This is a genomic window from Streptomyces sp. NPDC020597, assembly GCF_044335095.1.
In the GTDB taxonomy this organism is placed as follows: domain Bacteria; phylum Actinomycetota; class Actinomycetes; order Streptomycetales; family Streptomycetaceae; genus Streptomyces.
In genome coordinates, this window is the sequence record NZ_JBIRUL010000012.1 from 107,256 (window position 1) to 129,425 (window position 22,170).

The 22,170-nt window shown below is 72.8% G+C and carries 18 protein-coding genes and 1 riboswitch; of the genes, 10 read left to right on the plus strand and 8 right to left on the minus strand.

Annotation, left to right across the window (positions count from 1 at the left end):
* Positions 1-20: 20 nt before the first annotated feature.
* The 4 genes from ACH4ZA_RS22070 to ACH4ZA_RS22085 all read right to left on the minus strand — a co-directional run bounded on the left by ACH4ZA_RS22070 (position 21) and on the right by ACH4ZA_RS22085 (position 4,899).
* Positions 21-701, minus strand: a complete 681-nt coding sequence (locus ACH4ZA_RS22070) for a response regulator (protein WP_266726473.1) — start codon at positions 699-701, stop codon at positions 21-23.
* Positions 698-2,404, minus strand: a complete 1,707-nt coding sequence (locus ACH4ZA_RS22075) for an ATP-binding protein (protein WP_398431065.1) — start codon at positions 2,402-2,404, stop codon at positions 698-700. The genes ACH4ZA_RS22070 and ACH4ZA_RS22075 overlap by 4 nt, the downstream gene beginning before the upstream one ends.
* A 129-nt stretch (positions 2,405-2,533) precedes the next feature.
* The gene (locus tag ACH4ZA_RS22080) at positions 2,534-3,475 is read right to left on the minus strand and encodes a sucrase ferredoxin (protein ID WP_398431066.1); all 942 of its coding nucleotides are present in this window, start codon (positions 3,473-3,475) and stop codon (positions 2,534-2,536) included.
* A 167-nt stretch (positions 3,476-3,642) separates the two neighbouring features.
* A complete protein-coding gene (locus ACH4ZA_RS22085) occupies positions 3,643-4,899 on the minus strand; it encodes a citrate synthase (protein ID WP_319277622.1) in 1,257 nt (418 codons plus the stop codon).
* A gap of 230 nt (positions 4,900-5,129) precedes the next feature.
* On the opposite strand from ACH4ZA_RS22085, the gene ACH4ZA_RS22090 reads away from it, so the two are divergent.
* Positions 5,130-6,326 (plus strand): CobW family GTP-binding protein, encoded by a 1,197-nt coding sequence (locus ACH4ZA_RS22090; RefSeq protein WP_398431068.1) that lies wholly within the window; start codon positions 5,130-5,132, stop codon positions 6,324-6,326.
* Here the strand turns inward: ACH4ZA_RS22090 and ACH4ZA_RS22095 are convergent.
* Entirely contained in the window at positions 6,323-8,794 is a 2,472-nt protein-coding gene (locus tag ACH4ZA_RS22095) for a DNA topoisomerase (ATP-hydrolyzing) subunit A (RefSeq protein ID WP_398431069.1), read from the minus strand. The genes ACH4ZA_RS22090 and ACH4ZA_RS22095 overlap by 4 nt on opposite strands.
* A gap of 271 nt (positions 8,795-9,065) precedes the next feature.
* Here ACH4ZA_RS22095 and ACH4ZA_RS22100 point away from each other — a divergent pair, with 271 nt between their 5' ends.
* The 4 genes from ACH4ZA_RS22100 (at position 9,066) to ACH4ZA_RS22115 (ending at position 13,831) form a co-directional block, all read left to right on the plus strand.
* Positions 9,066-10,415 carry a pitrilysin family protein gene (locus ACH4ZA_RS22100; RefSeq protein WP_319277617.1) on the plus strand — a complete coding sequence of 450 codons (1,350 nt, stop codon included), beginning with the start codon at positions 9,066-9,068 and terminating at the stop codon, positions 10,413-10,415.
* Positions 10,412-11,800 (plus strand): pitrilysin family protein, encoded by a 1,389-nt coding sequence (locus tag ACH4ZA_RS22105; RefSeq protein WP_319277616.1) that lies wholly within the window; start codon positions 10,412-10,414, stop codon positions 11,798-11,800. The genes ACH4ZA_RS22100 and ACH4ZA_RS22105 overlap by 4 nt, the downstream gene beginning before the upstream one ends.
* 211 nt (positions 11,801-12,011) lie before the next feature.
* Positions 12,012-12,178, plus strand: a riboswitch (cyclic di-AMP (ydaO/yuaA leader).
* Positions 12,179-12,192: 14 nt separating this feature from the next.
* A complete protein-coding gene (locus tag ACH4ZA_RS22110) occupies positions 12,193-12,948 on the plus strand; it encodes a M23 family metallopeptidase (RefSeq protein ID WP_319277614.1) in 756 nt (251 codons plus the stop codon).
* Positions 12,949-13,135: 187 nt separating this feature from the next.
* Positions 13,136-13,831 (plus strand): GntR family transcriptional regulator, encoded by a 696-nt coding sequence (locus tag ACH4ZA_RS22115; RefSeq protein WP_398431071.1) that lies wholly within the window; start codon positions 13,136-13,138, stop codon positions 13,829-13,831.
* A gap of 124 nt (positions 13,832-13,955) precedes the next feature.
* On the opposite strand, the gene ACH4ZA_RS22120 is transcribed toward ACH4ZA_RS22115, so the two are convergent.
* Positions 13,956-14,237, minus strand: a complete 282-nt coding sequence (locus ACH4ZA_RS22120; protein WP_007385204.1) for an HPr family phosphocarrier protein — start codon at positions 14,235-14,237, stop codon at positions 13,956-13,958.
* A gap of 178 nt (positions 14,238-14,415) precedes the next feature.
* On the opposite strand from ACH4ZA_RS22120, the gene ACH4ZA_RS22125 reads away from it, so the two are divergent.
* From ACH4ZA_RS22125 to ACH4ZA_RS22140, 4 genes are all read left to right on the plus strand, one after another.
* On the plus strand, positions 14,416-17,226 hold the full coding sequence (locus ACH4ZA_RS22125) for a GNAT family N-acetyltransferase (protein WP_398431073.1): 2,811 nt from the start codon (positions 14,416-14,418) through the stop codon (positions 17,224-17,226).
* Positions 17,227-17,680: 454 nt separating this feature from the next.
* Entirely contained in the window at positions 17,681-18,277 is a 597-nt protein-coding gene (locus tag ACH4ZA_RS22130) for a DUF5998 family protein (protein ID WP_319280698.1), read from the plus strand.
* The gene (locus ACH4ZA_RS22135; protein WP_319280695.1) at positions 18,277-19,467 is read left to right on the plus strand and encodes an alkaline phosphatase family protein; all 1,191 of its coding nucleotides are present in this window, start codon (positions 18,277-18,279) and stop codon (positions 19,465-19,467) included. The genes ACH4ZA_RS22130 and ACH4ZA_RS22135 overlap by 1 nt, the downstream gene beginning before the upstream one ends.
* A gap of 55 nt (positions 19,468-19,522) precedes the next feature.
* Entirely contained in the window at positions 19,523-20,170 is a 648-nt protein-coding gene (locus ACH4ZA_RS22140) for a thymidine kinase (protein ID WP_057575455.1), read from the plus strand.
* Positions 20,171-20,207: 37 nt separating this feature from the next.
* Here the strand turns inward: ACH4ZA_RS22140 and ACH4ZA_RS22145 are convergent, their stop codons facing one another.
* Positions 20,208-21,011 carry a VOC family protein gene (locus ACH4ZA_RS22145; protein ID WP_319280693.1) on the minus strand — a complete coding sequence of 268 codons (804 nt, stop codon included), beginning with the start codon at positions 21,009-21,011 and terminating at the stop codon, positions 20,208-20,210.
* Positions 21,012-21,091: 80 nt separating this feature from the next.
* A complete protein-coding gene (locus tag ACH4ZA_RS22150) occupies positions 21,092-21,232 on the minus strand; it encodes a hypothetical protein (RefSeq protein ID WP_398431074.1) in 141 nt (46 codons plus the stop codon).
* On the opposite strand from ACH4ZA_RS22150, the gene ACH4ZA_RS22155 reads away from it, so the two are divergent.
* Positions 21,231-22,082 carry a sulfurtransferase gene (locus tag ACH4ZA_RS22155; RefSeq protein ID WP_319280689.1) on the plus strand — a complete coding sequence of 284 codons (852 nt, stop codon included), beginning with the start codon at positions 21,231-21,233 and terminating at the stop codon, positions 22,080-22,082. The genes ACH4ZA_RS22150 and ACH4ZA_RS22155 overlap by 2 nt on opposite strands.
* The last annotated feature ends 88 nt before the right edge of the window (positions 22,083-22,170 follow it).

Genomic DNA, 22,170 nt, shown 5'->3' on the forward strand with positions numbered 1-22,170 from the left:
CTCCTCCCGAGGCCCCGCCGTCAGGCGCGGGTCGCCCACACGTAACGGTGTTCCGGGCGGCCCGCGTCGCCGTACTTCAGGGTCAGCCTGGCCCTCCCCGTGCGTTCCAGGAGCTTCAGGTAGCGCTGGGCGGTCTGCCGGCTCACCCCGGTGCGGTCGGCGATCTCCTGGGCCGACAGCGGCCCTTCGGCGTTCATCAGGGACTGCCGCACGAGTTCGGCCGTGGTGGGGGAGTGGCCCTTGGGCAGGCCGGGCTCCGAGGGAGCGGACAGCGCGCCGAAGATGCGGTCGACGTCGGCCTGCTCGGCCTCACCGCCGCCGTCGAGCGTGCGGCGCAGATCGGCGTACGCCTCCAGCTTGCCGCGCAGACCGGCGAAGGCGAACGGCTTCACCAGGTACTGCAGGGCGCCGTGGCGCATCGCGGCCTGCACGGTCGAGACGTCCCGCGCGGCGGTGACCATGATCACGTCCGTCTGGTGGCCGCGCCGCCGCATCTCCTGCACGACCTCCAGGCCCGTGTCGTCCGGCAGGTAGTGATCCAGCAGGACGAGGTCCAGGTGCGGCAGCAGTTCAAGCTGGCGCAGCGCGTCGGCGGCGCTGTGGGCCTCGCCGGCGACGTGGAAGCCCGGGACCTTCTCGACGTAGGCGGCGTTGACCCGGGCCACCCTGGCGTCGTCGTCCACGACCAGAACCTCGATCATCGTGCCTCCTCCTCGACGGCGCCGAGCGCCGCTGCGGCCGGCACGGGTTCCGGATCCGGCTCGGTCGGCGCCCCCGGCCCGACCAGGGCCTCAGGCTCGGTCAGCGCCTCCGGCAGGACGACGGTGAACTCGGCGCCCCCGCCTGCCGCCTCGCCGACGGCGGCACTGCCGCCCTGCCGTTCGGCGAGCCTGCGCACCAGCGAGAGCCCGATGCCGCGCTTGCCGTGCGCCGGCGGCTTCTTCGTCGACCAGCCCTCGGTGAAGATCGACTCACGGTGTGCCTCCGGGATGCCGGGCCCGGTGTCGCGGACCCGCAGGACCGCGGTACGCCCCTCCGTCCGCAGCTCGACCTCCACGCGCGCGTGCGGAGTGCCCGCCACGGCGTCGAGCGCGTTGTCCACGAGATTGCCCACGACGGTGACCAGCCCGCGCGGATCGATCAGCCGGTCGGGCAGCCGGGTCCGGTCGGAGACCCACAGGGCGACGCCCCGCTCCGCCGCGACGGTCGCCTTGCCGACCAGCAGGGCGGCGAGCAGAGGATCCCCGATCTTCTCCGTCACCTGTTCCGCGGTGGCCCGGTGGTCGCCGACCACCTCCCCCACGAAGTCGACGGCGTCGTCGAACATCTCCAGTTCCAGCAGCCCGAGCAGGGTGTGCATGCGGTTGGCGTGCTCGTGGTCCTGGGCGCGCAGCGCGTCGATGAGACCGCGCGTCGAGTCGAGTTCCCGGCCCAGCTGTTCCAGCTCGGTGCGGTCGCGCAGGGTCGCCACGGCGCCGCCGTCGTCGGTGGGCATCCGGTTCACCACCAGGACGCGCTGTCCGCGTACGGCGATCAGGTCCGTGCCGGTCACCCGGCCGGCCAGGACGTCCGCCGTACGTCCCGCGCCGAGCGCCTCGTCGGGCGGCGAGCCCACCGCCTCGTCCCCGATGCCGAGGAGACGCTGGGCCTCGTCGTTGAGCAGCCGGACGCGGCCCGCGCGGTCCAGGGCCACGACGCCCTCGCGGATGCCGTGCAGCATCGCCTCGCGCTCGGAGAGCAGCGCGGAGATGTCCGAGAAGGCCAGGTCACGGGTCTGCCGGTGGAGGCGCCGGGAGATGAGCCACGCGGCCAGCGCGCCGACGGCGAGGGCTCCTCCGGCGTAGGCGAACAGCCCGGGGATGGCGTGGATGAGCCGGGCGCGCACGCTGTCGTACTCGATGCCGACCGAGACCGCGCCGATGATGTCGCCGTCGGCGTCGCGCAGCGGGACCTTGCCGCGGGCCGAGCGGCCCAGGGTGCCGCTGTCGATCTCCATGACGTCCTTGCCCGCCAGCGCCTGACTCGGGTCCGTCGAGACGTGCCCGCCGACCTGATCGAGGTCGGTGTGCGACCAGCGCGTGCCGTTGAGGTCCATCACCACGACGTACTCGGCCCCGCTGGCCGTGCGGATCCGTTCGGCCTCGCGCTGCACCGGGCCGTCGACCGACGGCGGCGTGCTCTGCAGATCCTCGGCGATCTGGGGCATCGCCGCTGTCGTCTGCGCGATGGCGAGGGCCCTGCGCATCGCCTGGTCGTCCAGCTGATTGCTGAGCGGAGCGAGGAACAGCCCGGTCGCGAGCACCACGACGCCCGCGGCGATCGCCAGCTGCATGAGCAGGACCTGCGAGAACATGCGCCGCGGCATTCCGAGGCGCAGCCGCCGGGCGGGGGGAGTGGGGCTCATACCCAAGACGGTACGTGGGCCGACCTGTGCAGCCGAAGGGGCGGGTGGGGCCGATCTCCCCAGCGGCTCAGACGGAAACGGTACGCGCGCGTGCTTGCGCGGGCGGCCCGACCCGTCCCGTGAGGCATGTCATCGTGCCGAGGCCGCGCCCGCCAGTTCGTGCACCGCCACCACGTCCATCCGCGCGGGCGCACCGAGGACGGACGTGCCGCAGCTCTCCGGCCTCGGCGGCAGCGAGGCGCCCTGGTCCACGACGACGAGCCAGTGCCGTCCGTCCGTGTGCGCGACCGTCACCTCCCAGCGGGGTGCTTCGCCGGCCGTGTGCACGACGCCGAGCACCCCGGCGGCGTCCTCGCCGGTCTCCGCGCGCACCGCCAGCTCAGCCGCCTGGCCGGGCCGGTCCCAGGCCGAGCTGCCCCGGCAGCCCTCCGTGACGATCCGGTCCTCCCGGACGCCGCGCAGGACCTCCTCGACCGCGTGGGCCGTGACCCGGCCGTACGCGTAACCGTGCGGCAGGACGAGCAGGGTGGGGGAGAAGCGATGGCCCCCCAGATGAGTGACCTCCCAGGCTCCTCGCACCCCCGACGCGGCGAGCTCCGCGGCCAGCGGACGGCCGAGCAGCGCGCAGCAGCGGTCCCGCTTGCCGTTGGTGCAGACGAGGGCGAGCGGGTCGCCCGTGTGGGACGCACCGCCCAGCACCCTGTCGAACGAGTGGTGGTCGCCCCGGCCGAGCGCGGCGAAGTCGAGGTCCAGCAACCGGCGAGGGTCGTGCGTCACGGCGCCGCGCAGCCACACCCGTCCAGGAGCGGTGTGGGCCGCGTACACCTGCCGCAGGGCCGGTGTGCCGAAGTCCGCGTGGCGACCGGGCCGCCGGATGAGCGCGACGCGCACGCCCGTGTCCTGCGCGGCGGCCTCCAGGGCGCGTCCCAGAACGGGGTCCAGGTGGCTCGAGACCAGTGCTCGGGCGCCCCAGGGTCCGGGCTGTTCCAGGAGCAGCCAGGTGGTCGCCGTGGCCGCGGTTCCGGCGATGGGCTCGTCAAGGTCCCGCGAGACGGTTGCACACGTACTCACAGAGGTGAGCCTAACCTGAGTTGCGGCGGGACGACTCCCGGACGGGGGAGAAGGGGGAGGCGGGTGGGACGGGAGGGACCGGCAAGGCGAGCGGGACCCAGCGCACCGCCGGGGCCGGCGCACCGCCCGGGACGTCGTGGCAGCCGGGGACCGCGAGCCCGGCCTGCCTACTCCGGCAGGGGCTGAGGCGGTTCTGGACCCACGTAGTGGCCGCTCGGGCGCATCCGCAGCGGCCGCTCGCCGTACTCCTCCAGGGCATGGGCGATCCAGCCCGCCGTACGGGATACGGCGAAGACGGTCTCGCCGGCCGACGGCTCCATGCCGCAGGACACGGTGAACACGGCGAGGGCCAGGTCCACGTTGGCGTGCAGCGGCGTGTGCCGGGCCGCCGTGGCGACGACGTCCCGGGCCGCGTCGAGAGCGGGCGCCGCCTCGGGGATGTCCTCCAGGAGTGCGAACAGGGCACGCGCGCGCGGGTCCTCGCCGGTGTACAGCGGGTGACCGAGGCCGGGGATGCGGCGGCCGGCGCGCAGTTCCTCCGCGATCACGGGTGCGGCGCGGCCGAGGTCGAGCACCTGCAGCAGCATGCGGTGGGCGAGCCCGCCGGCCGCGCCGTGCAGCGGTCCTTCCAGCACCCCCAGCCCCGCGGAGACGGCCGCGTAGGCGTGCGCACGGGCGGAGGCCGCGACCCGCACGGCCAGCGTCGAGGCGGCCAGGTCGTGGTCGGCGAGCAGCCCGAGCGCCGTGTCGAGGACCTGCAGCCGTGCCTCTTCGGCCGGGCGCCCGCTGAGCCGTCCCCACAGACGGCGGGCGAGCGGGCCCTCGACGGCCCGGCCCTGCGTCTGCGGGGGCAGGGCGGCGACGAACGTGGGGATCAGGGTCCGCGCGGCGCCGAGCACGGACTCCTCGGACAGGTCGAACCGCAGCGGGTCCACGGCAGCCGCCGCCACCGCGGCCACCCGCAGACGGTCGGTCGTGCCGGTGTGCTCCGGCAGTGCGCCGACGGCCCGGACGGCGGCCTCGACGGACTCCGCGGACGCCGTGAAGACGGCTCCGGGGCGCGACCGGCCGGTCCACAGCCATTCGGCGACCTCCTCGTAGGAGTGCCGGACGGCCAGCTCGACCGCGTCGACCCCGCGGTAGTAGTAGCGGTTCTCGTCGATCGACGTGAGGCGGGTGCGCACGGACAGCTCCGCCCCGGGCCTCGCCGTCCCCTCGGCATCGCGTCTGGTACGCCGGGCGAGCGCCTCGACCTCTCCGGCGTCGAAGGTGCTTCCCCGGCCCGCGGCTGCGCGCCGGCTGCCCAGCCGGCCGCGGCTGACGTACGCGTAGACCGTCTCGGGCTTCACCCCGAGCAGCTCGGCGGCCTCTTTGGTGCTCAGCCGCCGTTCGGGGCGGCCGGGTGCGGGGTCGTCGTCGTGCATGGGGGTCACCGTATCCACATGGTCCACCTGCCGGTTCCCGGCAGCACGGACGGCGGCTCTGTTCCGGGTGCGGCGATGCGGGAGGGCGCGGGCGCCTGCCGCCGTCCCGCGTCGATCGTTCACTCCGCGGGCGGGCACCCGACTCGTATTCTGGGCGCGCAGTCAGTCCGTGCAGGCGTGCCGGAGCCCTGAGCCGGTCCACGCGCAGGTGTCAGAAAGGTCGTCGTACGGTGGCACACGCTCCCGGTCCGCAGCAGATCCCGGTCGTCGTCCTCGCCGGATTCCTGGGTTCGGGGAAGACGACACTGCTCAACCACCTGCTGCACCACAGCGGAGGCAGCCGGATCGGTGCGATCGTCAACGATTTCGGCGCCATCGAGATCGACGCCATGGCGGTGGCCGGCGCGCTCGGCGACTCCACCGTCTCACTCGGCAACGGCTGCCTGTGCTGTGCCGTCGACGCGGGTGAACTGGACGTCTACCTCGGGCGGCTGGCCCGGCCCGGCGCCGGGATCGACGTCATCGTGATCGAGGCCAGCGGCCTCGCCGAACCGCAGGAACTCGTCCGCATGGTGCTCGCCAGCGATCATCCGGGGATCGTCTACGGCGGGCTCGTCGAGGTCGTCGACGCTGCCGAGTTCGACGACACGCGGGCGAGGCACCCCGAGATCGACCGGCATGTCGCCCTCGCCGATCTCGTCGTCGTGAACAAGCTCGACCGCGCACCGGACCCCGAGCGAGTCCTCGGGCTCGTCCGCGCCCTCACCGACCGGGCCGCCGTCGTCCCGGCCGTCCACGCCCGTGTGGACCCCGAGCTCCTCTTCGACTGCCGGCCGAGCGAGGAGCGCATCGGGCAGCTGTCCTTCGACGACCTGCACCGGCAGACCGACGCACACGGCGCCGACGCACACGGAGCGGATCCGCACGGCACCGACGCGGACGGCGCCTGCGCGGACGCGCACGGCGGGCACCTGCACGCCGGCTACGACAGCGTGTCCTTCGCCTCCGAGGTCCCTCTCGACCCGCGCCGGCTGATGCGGTTCCTAGACAGCAGGCCGGAGGGTCTCTACCGGATCAAGGGGTACGTCGACTTCGGTCCCCACGACCCGGTCAACCGGTACGCCGTGCACGCGGTCGGGCCCTTCCTGCGCTTCTACCCGCACCCCTGGCCCAGTGCCGGCGCCCGCCTCACCCAGCTCGTGCTCATCGGCGCCGGCATCGACGCCGCAGCCCTGGGCAAGGAACTCGAGGGCTGTCGTAGCGACGCCCCACACGCCGACGAACACGGCATGTGGGGTGTCCTGCGCTTCGTCCAGAGTCCCGAGGAGGACCTCCTCGGGGAAGACCTTCCCGAAGACCTTCCCGAGGAAGACCTGACCGGGACGGCCGACGCCTGGGCGGACGGACCGGAAGGGTCCACCGTCTAGATCGGCCCCGCCACCACGCTCACCGTCTTCGCCAGCGACACACCCGAGCCGTCACGGCGCGGGTCGATCTCCGGCAGCTCGGCCGGCAGACCGTTCTTCTGGGCGGCCTTGGCAGGGACGGGGCCCGCCCAGGCCAGCGACAGGCAGTCCTCGCCCTTGAGGAACCGCTGGCAGCGCACACCGCCGGTGGCGCGGCCCTTGCGCGGATACTGGTCGAACGGGGTCAGCTTGGCGGTCGTCTGGACCGAGTCGTCCAGCGTCCCCCGGGAGCCGGCGATGGTGAACACCACGGCGTCCACCGCCGGGTCCACGGCCGTGAAGGAGATGACCTTCGCGCCCTCGGTGAGCTTGACGCCCGCCATGCCACCCGCCGGACGGCCCTGCGGGCGCACCTGGGAGGCCTGGTAGCGCAGCAGCTGGGCGTCGTCCGTGATGAAGACCAGGTCCTCCTCGCCGGTGCGCAGTTCGACGGCGCCGACGATCCGGTCCCCGTCCCTGAGGGTGATGACCTCCAGTTCGTCCTTGTTCGTCGGGTAGTCGGGCACGACCCGCTTGACGACGCCCTGTTCCGTGCCGATGGCCAGTCCGGGCGACGACTCGTCGAGCGTGGTCAGGCAGACCACCGTCTCGTCGCCCTCGAGGGACACGAACTCCGCCAGCGGGGCCCCGCCGGACAGGTTCGGCGCGGACGCCGTGTCCGGAAGCTGCGGCAGGTCGACGACGTTGATCCGCAGCAGACGGCCCGAGGACGTCACCGCGCCGATCTCCCCGCGCGCGGTGGCCGGCGCCGCCGAGACGATCACGTCGTGCTTGGTGCGCTTGCCGTCCCCGTCCCCGTCCTCGGCGTCGGCCGTGAAGGGATCGCCGTTCGCGGTGCGGGCCAGCAGTCCCGTGGAGGACAGCAGGACGCGGCAGGGGTCGTCCGCCACCTGGAGGGGCACCGCGGCGGCCGTGGCGCCCGACGACTCCAGCAGGACCGTACGCCGTTCGGTGCCGAACTTCTTGGCCACCGTGGCGAGTTCCGCGGAGACCAGCTTGCGCAGCTCCGCGTCCGAGTCCAGGATCCGGGTCAGCTCGGCGATCTCCCCGGTGAGCCTCTCCTTCTCCGCCTCCAGTTCGATGCGGTCGTACTTGGTGAGGCGGCGCAGCGGGGTGTCCAGGATGTACTGGGTCTGGATCTCCGACAGCCCGAAGCGCTCCATCAGGCGCTCCTTGGCCTGCGCGCTGTTCTCGCTGGAGCGGATCAGCCGGATGACCTCGTCGATGTCGACGAGGGCCGTCAGCAGACCCTCCACCAGGTGCAGCCGGTCACGGCGCTTGGTGCGGCGGAACTCGCTGCGGCGCCGCACGACGTCGAACCGGTGGTCGAGGTAGACCTCCAGCAGCTCCTTCAGGCCCAGCGTGAGCGGCTGGCCGTCCACCAGCGCCACGTTGTTGATGCCGAAGGACTCCTCCATCGGCGTCAGCTTGTAGAGCTGCTCCAGGACCGCCTCGGGCACGAAGCCGTTCTTGATCTCGATGACCAGGCGCAGACCGTGCGCCCGGTCCGTGAGGTCCTTGACGTCGGCGATGCCCTGGATCTTCTTCGAGCCGACCAGGTCCTTGATCTTGGCGATGACCTTCTCGGGGCCGACCGTGAAGGGCAGTTCGGTGACGACCAGGCCCTTGCGGCGGGCCGTGACCGTCTCCACCGCGACCGTGGCACGGATCTTGAACGTGCCGCGGCCGCTCTCGTAGGCGTCGCGGATGCCGGAGAGGCCGACGATCCGGCCGCCGGTCGGCAGATCGGGGCCCGGGACGAACTTCATCAGGGCGTCCAGGTCCGCGCCGGGGTAGCGGATCAGATGGCGGGCTGCCGCGACGACCTCGCCCAGATTGTGCGGCGGCATGTTCGTGGCCATGCCGACCGCGATCCCGGACGCGCCGTTGACCAGCAGGTTCGGGAAGGCGGCGGGCAGCGCCACCGGCTCCTGCTCCTGCCCGTCGTAGTTCGGCGCGAAGTCGACCGTGTCCTCGTCGATCGACTCCGTCATCAGGCTCGTCGCCGCGGCCTGGCGGCACTCCGTGTACCGCATGGCGGCCGGCGGGTCGTCGTTGCCCAGGGAGCCGAAGTTGCCGTGGCCGTCGACGAGCGGCAGGCGCATGGAGAAGGGCTGGGCCATGCGCACCAGGGCGTCGTAGATCGAGGAGTCGCCGTGCGGGTGCAGCTTGCCCATGACCTCGCCGACGACACGGGCGCACTTCACATAGCCGCGCTCCGGGCGCAGGCCCATCTCGTTCATCTGGTAGACGATGCGGCGGTGCACCGGCTTCAGGCCGTCACGGGCGTCCGGCAGGGCGCGGGAGTAGATGACCGAGTACGCGTACTCGAGGAAGGAGCCCTGCATCTCGTCGACGACGTCGATGTCGAGGATCCGCTCCTCGTACGAGTCGTCGGGCGGCGGGGTCTTCGTGCTGCGGCGGGCCATCGCTGCCGGCTCCTTGCTGGGGCGTGTGACGGGATCTGACGCGGACCATTGTGGACCGTGGCACTGACAGGGCGGGCGAGGACCCGGCGTCGGCCCTTGGGCCCCGCCCGCGAAGCCGCCTCGTCCACGGCTGCCCGCAGGCTACGCGATCTCGCTCTCGGCGTATGTCGTCCGGGAACTTCGCCTCCTGTCCGCACGCTTGCATACAGTGACAGGACCGGCAGGAAAACCGCGGTTTCGACGACCGCGTCCGCGATCGGAAGGGACGTACATGCCCATGGGTCACACGGCCACAGCCCAGGCAGGCTCCGGGGGCCTGACAGCGACCGAGCACCGCCTGGCCAACGGCCTGCGTGTGGTGCTCTCGGAGGACCACCTGACCCCCGTGGCGGCGGTGTGCCTCTGGTACGACGTCGGCTCACGCCATGAAGTCAAGGGCCGTACCGGCCTTGCTCACCTTTTCGAGCACCTCATGTTCCAGGGGTCGGGCCAGGTCAAGGGCAACGGTCACTTCGAGCTCGTCCAGGGTGCGGGCGGTTCGCTGAACGGCACCACCAGTTTCGAGCGCACCAACTACTTCGAGACCATGCCCGCCCACCAGCTGGAGCTCGCCCTCTGGCTGGAGGCGGACCGCATGGGATCCCTGCTCACCGCGCTCGACGACGAGTCGATGGAGAACCAGCGCGACGTCGTCAAGAACGAACGCCGCCAGCGCTACGACAACGTCCCCTACGGCACGGCCTTCGAGAAGCTGACGGCCCTCGCCTACCCCGACGGCCACCCCTACCACCACACGCCGATCGGCTCGATGGCCGACCTGGACGCGGCGACGCTGGAGGACGCGCGGGCGTTCTTCCGCACGTACTACGCGCCCAACAACGCGGTCCTGTCGGTGGTCGGCGACATCGACCCGGAGCAGACGCTCGCCTGGGTCGAGAAGTACTTCGGCTCCATCGCCGGGCACGACGGCAAGCCCGAGCCGCGTGACGGCTCCCTGCCCGACGTCATCGGCGAGCAGTTGCGGGAGGTCGTCGAGGAGGAGGTGCCGGCCCGCGCCCTGATGGCCGCCTACCGTCTGCCCGAGGACGGCACGCGCGCGTGCGACGCCGTCGACCTGGCGCTCACCGTCCTCGGCGGCGGCGAGTCCTCCCGTCTCTACAACCGGCTCGTGCGCCGCGACCGTACGGCGGTGGCGGCCGGCTTCGGCCTGCTGCGGCTCGCCGGGGCGCCCTCCCTGGGCTGGCTGGACGTGAAGACGTCCGGCGACGTCGAGGTGCCCGTCATCGAGGAGGCCATCGACGAGGAGCTCGCCCGGTTCGCCGAGGAGGGCCCCACCGCCGAGGAAATGGAGCGCGCCCAGGCCCAGTTGGAGCGCGAGTGGCTCGACCGGCTCGGCACGGTCGCCGGCCGCGCCGACGAACTGTGCCGGTTCGCCGTCCTGTTCGGCGACCCGCAGCTCGCCCTCACCGCGGTCGAGCGTGTGCTGGACGTGACGGCCGAGGAGGTGCGGGAGATCGCCGAGGCCCGCCTGCGTCCCGACAACCGCGCGGTGCTCGTCTACGAGCCCACCGCCGCCGAAGCCCCCGCCGACCAGGACGAGAACGAGGAGGCGGCCCGGTGACCGAGCTCGCCACGATGGACTTCCACCCCCAGCCCCAGGCGGGCGAGGCCAAGCCGTGGGCGTTCCCGGCGCCCGAGCGTGCCGCCCTGGCCAACGGCCTGACAGTGCTGCACTGCCACCGCCCCGGCCAGCAGGTCGTGGCCGTCGAGATCCTGCTCGACGCCCCGCTGGACGCCGAGCCGGCCGGTCTCGACGGCCTCGCCACGATCATGGCGCGCGCCTTCACCGAGGGGACCGACAAACACTCCGCCGAGGAGTTCGCCGCCGAACTGGAGCGCTGCGGCGCCACCCTGGACGCGCACGCCGACCACCCCGGCGTCCGCATCAGCCTCGAGGTCCCGGCCTCGCGCCTGACCAAGGGCCTCGGTCTGCTCGCGGACGCCCTCAGGGCGCCCGCGTTCGCCGACAGCGAGATCGAGCGCCTCGTGCGCAACCGCCTGGACGAGATCCCGCACGAGCTGGCCAACCCCTCCCGGCGCGCTGCCAAGGAGCTCTCGAAGGAGCTGTTCCCGGCCACCGCCCGCATGTCGCGTCCGCGCCAGGGCACGGCCGAGACGGTCGAGAAGATCGACTCCGCGGCCGTCCGCGGCTTCTACGACAAGCACGTCCGCCCGGCGACGGCCACCGCCGTGGTCGTCGGCGACCTCACCGGCGTGGACCTGGACGCACTCCTGGGCGACACCCTGGGCGCCTGGACGGGCTCCGCAGCCGAGCCCCGGCCCGTGCCGCCGGTCACCGCCGACGACGCCGGCCGGGTCGTCATCGTGGACCGCCCGGGGGCCGTCCAGACGCAGCTGCTGATCGGCCGGATCGGCGCCGACCGGCACGACCGCGTGTGGCCCGCCCAGGTGCTCGGCACCTACTGCCTCGGCGGCACCCTCACCTCCCGCCTGGACCGCGTCCTGCGTGAGGAGAAGGGCTACACCTACGGCGTCCGCGCCTTCGGGCAGGTCCTTCTGTCCGCCCCGGACGGCTCGGGCGCCGCGATGCTCGCCATCAGCGGCTCGGTCGACACCCCGAACACCGGCCCGGCGCTGGACGACCTGTGGAAGGTGCTGCGCACCCTCGCCGCCGAGGGGCTGACCGACGCCGAGCGCGACGTCGCCGTGCAGAACCTGGTGGGGGTGGCGCCGCTGAAGTACGAGACCGCGGCGGCCGTCGCCAGCACGCTGGCCGACCAGGTCGAACAGCACCTGCCCGACGACTACCAGGCGACGCTGTACCGGCAGCTCGCCGCAACCGGCACGGTGGAGGCCACCGCGGCGGCCGTGAACGCCTTCCCGGTGGACCGCCTGGTGACGGTCCTGGTGGGTGACGCGGCCCAGATCAAGGCGCCCGTCGAGGCCCTGGGCATCGGCGAGGTGAAGGTCGTGTCCGCCGAGTAGCCGAGGATCGCCGCGGCAACGGCACGCACCCGCAGAGGCCCTGGTCGACCGAGTGTCACCAGGGCTTCTGTTTGTCCGAATTGAGGCGGACGTTGCCTGTCTGCCCTGTGGGATGCGCTACAAAAACCGTGATCCGTTTGAGGATTGATCCCTTCGCCGCTTAGCTTCATCCGGGCTGTCCGTCAGGCACTGCGCCGCAAGCCGCGGCACCGGACAGTCATCGCCGAGTCCCCGTACGGCGCGAGCCAGGGGAGCCGGGGACCCACTTGTGAAGTCCCTGGGGTGAATCGGACGCCCGCGTGTACACGAGGGTGTCCGTAGGAGACCTTCCTGCTCCGAACCCGTCAGCTAACCCGGTAGGCGAGAGGGAAGGAAAGGACACCTCTGACTTCATGGCGTTCACCTGCGCCACCGGGAAGCACCGCCGGCCCAGCCGGATGCAGCGCTCCACCGCTCGCGCGGTCGGCGTGGCGGCGCTCACCGGCACCGGCGTGATGGCCTCCGTCGCCTCCGCCCCGGCCTTCGCGGCCGAGCCCACCCCCGAGCAGACCGGTCTGATCCCCGTCGTCACGGCGGGCGAGTCCGTGGCCGAGTCGGTCGCCGACCAGGTCGACGAGCAGGTCGCCGCACAGAAGAAGGCCGCCTTCGAGGAGGCCGCCCGCCAGGCCGCCGCGAAGAAGGCGGTGGAGGAGCGCGAGGCACGCGTGCGTGCCGCCCGTGAGGCCGAGCGCAAGCGGCTCAACGCCTTCGTGTCGCCGATCACCGGCTCCTACGTCTCCACCGGCTACCAGGCCAGCAGCTCGCTGTGGTCCTCCGGCAGCCACACCGGCGTCGACTTCCACGCCGCCAGCGGCACCACCGTGCACGCGGTCGGCCTCGGCACCGTGGTCGAGACGGGCTGGGGCGGCGCCTACGGCAACCAGATCGTCATCAAGATGAACGACGGGACGTACACGCAGTACGGTCACCTGTTGTCCATCGAGGTGTCGGTGGGCCAGACGGTCACCCCGGGCCAGCGCATCGGGCTGTCCGGCGCGACCGGCAACGTCACCGGAGCGCACCTGCACTTCGAGGCCCGCACGACCCCCGAGTACGGCTCGGACATCGACCCGGTCGCCTATCTCCGCAAGCACGGCGTCAACGTCTGACGACCGACGGCGACAGATCGTTCGGCCCCGGCCCCTCGGCCGGGGCTTTCGCCGTTTTCGGGGCCCCGCTGTCCAAAAAATATCCCTGGATTCCGGCTCCCCGTCGGAAATTCCCGCTCATTGCAATAGAGTCACGGAACACACGTCAACCGTCGACGTTTCACGGGGATTAAGGCGGAGGTCCGTCATGCGAATTCCGGCGCACTCGGTGTGCACGGCCATCCGGGACGACATCGTCGCGGGTGTCTACGAACGCGGCAGCCGCCTCACCGAGGAACTCCTCGCCCGTCGCTACGGCGTCTCGCGCGTCCCTGTCCGCGAGGCGCTGCGCACCCTGGAGGCCGAGGGCTTCGTCGTCACCCGGCGGCACGCGGGCGCGTGTGTGGCGGAGCCGACCGAGCAGGAGGCGGCGGACCTGCTGGAGATGCGGCTGCTGCTGGAGCCGCTCGGCGCCTCCCGGGCCGCCCAGCGGCGCACGGAGGCCCATCTGAAGGTGCTGCGCGGGCTCGTCCGGCTGGGCCAGGAGCGGGCCAGGAGGGGCAACAGCGAGGATCTGCGCTCCCTGGGGGGCTGGTTCCACGAGACGCTCGCCCAGGCCTCCGGAAGCCCTGCCCTCGCGTCGATGCTCACCCAGCTCCGGCACAAGATCGCCTGGATGTACGCGGTGGAGGCGCCGGCGGACCCGGTGGAGTCCTGGGCGGAGCACGGCGCCATCGTCGACGCGGTGACGCGCGGCGACGGGGATCGCGCGCGGGCGGTCACCGCGCTGCACACCGAGCGCACGACACTCGCGCACCGGCTGCGCTTTTCCAAAGGACCGGAGCGGGCCGACCGTGTGAGGACTTCGCAACCTCCCGTAAACATGACGGGTCTGCGGCATTAACACGGGAGCCGTATACAAAGAAGGAGTAATTCGCGGGGGATTATTTCTGCTGCCCGTGCACGGGAATTGCGAAGGGCTCGCCCGAGAATTCGGACGAGCCCTTCACCGCATAACGCGGCGGTGCTCAGACGGTCTCGGGGAGTTCCTCGAGGCCTTCGGCGACCAGCTTCGCCAGCCGGTCGAGCGCGGCGTCCGCGCCCTCGGCGTCGGAGGCGAGGACGATCTCCTCGCCTCCCTGGGCGCCGAGGCCGAGAACGGCCAGCATGGAGGCCGCGTTGACGGGGTTGCCGTCGGCCTTGGCGATCGTCACGGGGATGCCTGCGGCCGTGGCGGCCCGGACGAAGATGGAAGCGGGGCGGGCGTGGAGGCCCTCGGCCCAGCCGACGTTGACGCGGCGCTCAGCCATGTGATGCTGCCCTTCGGTGTCTCAGGTTGTCTAGACCAGTGTTCCACAAGTGAAGCGTGTGAGGGACGGTCCCTGGGTGTCCCCTCACCGTGCGGTCCCCGGATCGCGGCCTCGACCCGGCGTGCGCCCTCCAGACTGCCTCGCGCCGTTGTCGGAAGCGAGCCGTAGTCTGGGCCCCATGCAGAGCGCGTCGGACCGGCACGAGTACCCCGCCCACTGGGAAGCCGACGTCGTGCTGCGCGACGGCGGCGCCGCGCGCGTACGCCCGATCACCGTCGACGACGCCGAGCGCCTGGTCAGCTTCTACGAGCAGGTGTCGGACGAGTCGAAGTACTACCGCTTCTTCGCGCCCTACCCGCGCCTGTCCGCGAAGGACGTCCACCGCTTCACGCACCACGACTTCGTGGACCGGGTGGGACTCGCGGCCACGGTCGGCGGCGAGTTCATCGCCACCGTGCGCTACGACCGCATCGGCGCCGACGGCATGGCCGCCTCCGCGCCGGCCGACGAGGCCGAAGTGGCCTTCCTCGTCCAGGACGCCCATCAGGGACGAGGTGTGGCCTCCGCCCTCCTCGAGCACATCGCGGCCGTCGCGCGCGAGCGCGGCATCCGCCGCTTCGCCGCCGAGGTGCTCCCCGCCAACAACAAGATGATCAAGGTGTTCACGGACGCCGGCTACACCCAGAAGCGCAGCTTCGAGGACGGCGTCGTCCGCCTGGAGTTCGACCTCGAGCCCACCGAACGCTCCCTCGCCGTGCAGCGCGCGCGGGAACAGCGTGCCGAGGCGCACTCCGTGCGGAGGCTCCTGACGCCCGGCTCCGTCGCCGTCGTCGGCGTCGGTCGCGCCCGGGGCGGGGTCGGCAGGAGCGTCCTCGGCAATCTCCGGGAGGCCGGGTTCACCGGACGCCTGCACGCCGTGAACCAGGCCTTTCCCGAGGATCTGAAGGAACTCGACGGGGTGCCCGCCCACCGCTCCGTGCGGGACATCGCCGAGCCCGTCGACCTCGCGGTCGTCGCCGTGCGGGCCGAACACGTGCCCGCGGCCGTCGCCGAATGCGGCGAGCACGGCGTGCAGGGACTCGTCGTCCTCTCCTCCGGCTATGCCGAGAGCGGTCCCGACGGGCGCGAGCGCCAGCGTGAACTCGTACGCCACGCACGCGCGTACGGCATGCGGATCATCGGCCCCAACGCCTTCGGGGTCATCAACACCTCGCCCCAGGTGCGCCTCAACGCCTCACTCGCCCCCGAGATGCCGAGGCCGGGCCGGATCGGCCTGTTCGCCCAGTCCGGCGCCATCGGCATCGCCCTGCTCTCCCGGCTGCACCGGCGCGGCGGCGGGGTCACCGGCGTCACCGGCGTGTCGACCTTCGTCTCCTCCGGCAACCGTGCGGACGTCTCCGGCAACGACGTCCTGCAGTACTGGTACGACGACCCCGACACCGACGTCGCCCTCATGTACCTGGAATCCATCGGCAACCCGCGCAAGTTCACCCGCCTCGCCCGGCGCACCGCGGCCGCCAAGCCCCTGGTAGTCGTCCAGGGCGCCGGTTCCGCCCCGCAGGGGCACGCCGTGCGGGCCACTCGGCTGCCCCACGCGACGGTGTCGGCGCTGCTGAGGCAGGCCGGCGTGATCCGCGTGGACACCATCACCGAGCTGGTCGACGCGGGCCTGCTCCTCGCCCGCCAGCCGCTGCCGACGGGGCCCCGCGTCGCGATCCTCGGCAACTCCGAGTCCCTCGGACTGCTCACCTACGACGCCTGCCTCTCCGAGGGGCTGCGTCCCCTGCCACCGCTGGACCTGACCACGGAGGCCAGGGCGGAGGACTTCCACGCCGCACTGGCGCACGCCTTGGCCGACGACACGTGCGACGCGGTGGTCGTGACGGCCATCCCGGCGATCGGGGAGACCTCGCCCGGCGACGCGGAACTCGCACAGGCCCTGCGTTCGGCGGCGGCCGCGGCTCCCGCCAAGCCGGTGCTCGTGGTGCACGTGGAGCTCGGCGGCCTCGCGGCGGCGCTGTCCGCCGCCGCGAGCACCGCACCGCGCGGGGAGTCGACCTCACGCGCGCGTGCGGCGGCGCAGGACGCAGGGCCGCCGCAGCCCCCCGTCGAGGCGCCCGAGGGCGCACACCTCATCCCCGCCTACCCGGCCGCCGAGCGTGCCGTCCGCGCCCTCGCCGAGGCCGTGAAGTACGCCCAGTGGCGGCGCGAGGCGGCGGACCCGGGCAAGGTGCCCGAGCACGAGGACATCGACGAGCGGGGCGCCGCCGCACTGATCGACGGGCTCCTCGCGCGCGGGCAGGGACTCACCCTGGGCGCCGAGGAGACCGCCGAGCTGCTCGGCCGTTACGGCGTCCCCGTCCGCCGGGCGGCTCCCGCGCCCGGCCCCGACGAGGCCGCGCGGGCCGCCGCCGCCCTCGGCTACCCCGTCGCCCTCAAGGCCACCGCCCCGCACCTGCGGCACCGGGCCGACCTGGGGGGCGTCCGTCTCGACCTGGCCGACGAAGAGCAACTGCGCAGGGCCTACGCCGAGTTGACCGAGCTCTTCGGGCGGCCGCAGGAGCTGCGGCCGGTCGTCCAGGCGATGGCGCCCCGCGGGGTCGACACCGTCGTGCGGGCGGTCATCGACCCGGCGGCGGGGGCCGTGCTGTCCTTCGGGCTCGCCGGAGCCGCCTCGCAGCTCCTCGGGGACATGGCACACAGGCTGATCCCGGTCACCGACCGCGACGCGACGTCGCTGATCCGCTCGATCCGCACCGCCCCGCTGCTCTTCGGCTGGCGGGGTTCGACCCCCGTCGACACCCGCGCGCTGGAAGAGCTGCTGCTGCGCGTCTCGCGGCTCGTCGACGACCACCCCGAGGTCGTCGCGGTCACCCTCGAGCCGGTGGTCGTCGCCCCGCACGGTCTGAGCGTCCTCGGCGCCTCCGTCCGCCTCGCGCCCCCGCCCGCCCGCGACGACCTCGGCCCCCGGACCCTGCCGGTGTACTGAGGCGGGCGCACGCCCGGCCCGGGACCGGGGGAGGAGGGGACGAGGGGAGAGCCGACGCGGACGCGTGGGCCGGACTCAGCGCCCCGGTCGCCCTGCGACGGCACCCCGCGGTCGCCCTGCCCGAGGGCTCCTGACGGGACCGGGCCGGGGTGGCCCGACCCTCGGCGGACTAGCGCGCCCGGACCGTCTCCTCGGCCAACGCCCCCTTGTCGTTGCCGCGTTCGGCGCGGACGCGGCGCGGACCCGATCCCGCCCCCCATGCCTCGTGGCCGCGCAACGCCTTGAGATCGTCCGGGAGCACGTGCTCGGGCAGGCGCGCGGGGACGCGCCTGCCGGGCAGCGGTGCGCCCCGCGGGTGCGCCGGCCCACCGCTGAGGCGAGGCGCCGGGCACCTGATCCCGGCCCCCCGGAAGCGGTCGCGAGAGGCATCTCGCAGTCAGTGGGTCCCCGTAGGATGGACCCCATGGCCAAGACCAGTACGACGACCCAGGGGCTGCGCGCGGCGATCGAGCGCAGCGGCTACTACCCGGCCCTCGTGGCAGAGGCGGTGGAGGCCGCCGTCGGCGGCGATCCGATCCGGTCGTACCTGGTTCACCAGGAGACCACGTTCGACCAGAACGAGGTGCGCCGGCACGTCACCGTGCTGGTGCTCACCGGCAACCGCTTCATCGTCAGCCACACCGACGAGCAGGCGGCCGACACCACGTCCCCGACGCCGTACGCCACGACGTCCACGGAGTCCGTGAAGCTCGGCCGGATCTCGTCGGTCGTCGTCAGCCGCGTGGTCGCCAACCCGGAGTCGTACACACCGGGCACACTGCCGCGCGAGGTGGTGCTGACCATCGGCTGGGGCGCCGTCTCCCGTATCGACCTGGAGCCGGCCGCCTGCGGCGACCCCAACTGCGACGCCGACCACGGCTACACCGGCAACTCGACGGCGGACGACCTCAGCCTGCGCGTCAGCGAGGCCGGAGACGGCCCGGAGACGGTGCGCCAGGCGCTCGCCTTCGCGCAGGCGCTCTCCGAGGCGACAGCGGACGTCACCCGCTGATGACGCAGCAGGCCCCCTGGGACTTCCCCGAACCGCTCGCCGTCGCCTCCGCGCCCGTACCCGAATACGGCTCCGGCTCGCTCGCCGACCTGCTGCCCACGCTGGCGGCGGGCCTGGGCGTGCCCGGCACGACCGCGGCGATCCCCGAGCTGACCGCGGCCGACCGCAACTGCGTCTTCCTGGTCGACGGCCTCGGCTGGGAGCAGATCAGGGACCACCCCGACGAGGCGCCCTACCTGCACGCGCTCCTCGGCAGCTCGCGGGGCGGCACCGGACGCCCGCTCACCGCCGGCTACCCGGCGACCACGGCGACCTCCCTCGCCTCCGTCGGCACCGGCCTCCCGCCGGGCGCCCACGGCCTGCCGGGCTACACCGTGCGCAATCCCGCCACCGGCGAGCTGATGAACCAGCTCCGCTGGCAGCCGTGGACCTCGCCGGGCGTCTGGCAGCCGTATCCCACCGTCTTCCAGCTCGCCGACAGGGCGGGCGTGCACGCCGCCCAGGTGTCGTCGCCCACGTTCCAGAACACGCCGCTGACCAAGGTCGCGCTCAGCGGCGGAACGTTTCACGGGAGGCTCACCGGCGAGGAGCGCATGGACTGCGCCGCCGAGCAGCTCGCCGCCGGCGACCGTTCCCTCGTCTACACGTACTACGCCGAACTGGACGGCGCCGGGCACCGTTACGGCGTCGCGTCCGACACCTGGCGCGGTCAGCTCATGTACGTGGACCGGCTGGTCCAGCGTCTTGCCGAGCAGCTTCCGCCGCGCAGCGCGCTCTTCGTCACCGCCGACCACGGCATGATCGACGTGCCGTTCGACGAGGAGCACCGGATCGACTTCGACGCGGACTGGGAGCTGAGCGCGGGCGTCGCCCTGCTCGGCGGCGAAGGCCGCGCCCGCCATGTCTACGCCGTGCCGGGCGCCGCGGACGACGTCCTGACCTGCTGGCGCGAGGTGCTCGGCGAGCAGTTCTGGGTGGCGTCCCGGGAGGAGGCGATCGACGCGGGCTGGTTCGGTCCGCGGATCGACGACCGGGTGCGCGACCGCCTCGGCGACGTGATCGCGGCGGCCCGGGACGACGTCCTGCTCATCGCCTCCGAGCGGGAGCCCAAGGAGTCGTCGATGGTCGGCAACCACGGTTCCATGACCCCTGCCGAGCAGCTGGTCCCTCTGCTCGAAGTACGCTCCTGAAGCCCCAGAACCGTCCCTGCTCCGCCTCACTTCACCGAAAGGCGTTCAACTCCCCATGCCCGAGCTGGTGTTCTTCTCCGGAACCATGGACTGCGGGAAGTCGACGCTGGCTCTCCAGATAGAGCACAACCGCTCCGCGCGCGGTCTGCAGGGCATCATCTTCACCCGCGACGACCGTGCGGGCGAGGGCAAGCTGTCCTCCCGTCTCGGCCTGGTCACCGACGCGGTGGAGGTCGAGGACGGTCAGGACCTGTACGCCTATCTCGTCGACCACCTCTCGCAGGGCGGCCGCGCGGACTACGTGATCGCGGACGAGGCGCAGTTCCTCGCCGAGGAGCAGATCGACCAGCTCGCGCGCGTGGTCGACGACCTGGACGTCGACGTCTACGCCTTCGGCATCACCACCGACTTCCGCTCCAAGCTGTTCCCCGGTTCCCAGCGGCTCGTCGAACTCGCCGACCGCGTGGAGGTGCTGCAGGTCGAGGCGCTGTGCTGGTGCGGCGCCCGCGCCACGCACAACGCCCGCACGGTGGGCGGCTTCATGGTGGTCGAGGGCGCGCAGGTCGTCGTCGGCGACGTGAACCAGGCGGACACGGTCGGCTATGAAGTCCTGTGCAGGCGTCACCACCGCCGCCGGATGACCGCGGCGTCGGCGCGCGCGGCCGCCCTGTCCCCGGACGTGCTGCCGGTGCAGCAGATCTGAGCGGCGCCCGGGGGCGGACGGCGTGGGCCGCCGCTGACTACCGGGGTTCCTGGATCACGGCGAAGCGGGCGCCCTCCGGGTCGGCCACCACCGCCACGCGCCCGTGTGTGCTGTCCTCGGCCGGCGAGAGCACCCGTCCGCCGAGCGCGACCACGCGGTCCATCGCCGCGTCCGTGTCGGCCACCTCGAAGTACGTCGTCCAGTGCGGCCCCTGGTCCCGTGGCAGGTCCGCGCCCACGCCGTGCAGACCGGCGACCGGGTGACCGCCGACGTGCAGGGTCACGTAGTCGTGGTCGGGGGACTCCACGGCTTCCTCGGCGTAGCCGAAGACCGTCTCGTAGAACTTGCGGACGCCCGCCGTCTCATAGGTCGTCAGATCGTTCCAGACAGGTGTCCCCGGCACGCCGGAGACGGTGGCGCCCACGTGGCCCGCGGCCTGCCAGACGCCGAACACCGCGCCGGAGGGGTCGGAGCCGATCGCCAGCCGCCCGGCGTCGGAGGCGTCCAGGGGACCCACCCCGATCGTCCCGCCGCACAGCCGTACCGTTTCCGCGGTGCTGTCCACGTCGTCGGAGGCGAAGTAGGGCGTCCAGGCCACGGGCAGATGGCGGTCCGGGGGGAGTTGGCCGATGCCGGCGACCTCCTCGCCGTCGAGCAGCGCGCGCACGTAGGGCCCGAGCTGCTCCGGGCCGGGCCGGAAGTCCCAGCCGAAGAGCTGCCCGTAGAACTCCTGCGTGGCCGTCAACCCGTGCGCCATCAGACTCACCCAGCAGGGTGTCCCCGGCGCGTACCGCGGGTGTGTCGCGCCGATCGTGCCGGCCGGCCCGCCTGCCTCGGTCATCGTCTCCCTCTCCTCGGCCACTCGGGGTGTCGTGTCGCTGCCGCTCTCGGAGGATCCCTGGTGGAGGGTTTCTCCCGGGTTCACGCGCGGTTGTCGCCGTATGCCGATCGTCTGTACGGCACGTGCTCGATCCCGCACGCCTCGTGATCGAGGCTGTCCGGCCGAGCAGAGTAGCCGGACACGGGCGGCGGGGCCACCCCGTACGCCAGGATGGTGGCCATGAACGCCATCATCACCGCATCGGAACTGGCCGACGACCTGGCGGGGGAGAACCCGCCCGTCGTTCTCGACGTCCGCTGGCAGCTCAGCACGGCGAAGGCGGCCGGCGAGCCGCCCTTCGACGGCCGCGCCGCCTATGCGTCCGGGCACGTGCCGGGCGCGGTCTACGTCGACCTGGACCGTGAGCTCGCGGGCGCCGCGGGCGCGGCCGGCCGTCACCCGCTGCCCGACCTTGCGGAGTTCGGCGCGGCGATGCGCAGGGCGGGCGTCTTCGCCGGCCGGCCGGTCGTGGTGTACGACGGCGGGCAGGGCTGGGCGGCGGCGCGCGCGTGGTGGCTGCTGCGCTGGACGGGTCACCCGGACGTGCGGGTCCTGGACGGCGGGTTGCCGTCGTGGCGGGGGGATCTCTCGGTGGACGTCCCCGCGCGCGTGGAGGGCGACTTCGCCCCGGTCCCGGGCGACACGGGTCTCCTCGACGCCGACGGGGCCGCGGCCCTCGCCCGCTCCGGAGTGCTGTTCGACGCCCGCGCGGGGGAGCGGTACCGGGGTGAGGTCGAGCCGATCGACCGCGTCGGCGGGCACATCCCGGGCGCCGTCTCCGCGCCGACGAACGAGAACGTGGGCCCGGACGGCCGGTTCCTGCCCCCGGAGGACCTGAGGGACCGCTTCAAGGCCCTGGGCGCGTCCGACGGAGCCGAGGTCGGCGTCTACTGCGGCTCGGGCGTCTCCGGCGCGCACGAGGTCCTCGCCCTGGCCGTCGCCGGCATCCCCGCGGCCCTGTACGTCGGGTCCTGGTCGGAGTGGTCCTCGGAGCCGTCCCGACCGGTCGCCGTGGGCCCGGACCCTCAGTGACCCCGAAGTGCGGACAGCACAGGAGGGCCGCACCGAACAGGTGCGGCCCTCCTTCTGCACGGTCTGCGCAGTCTTCACGGGCAACGCC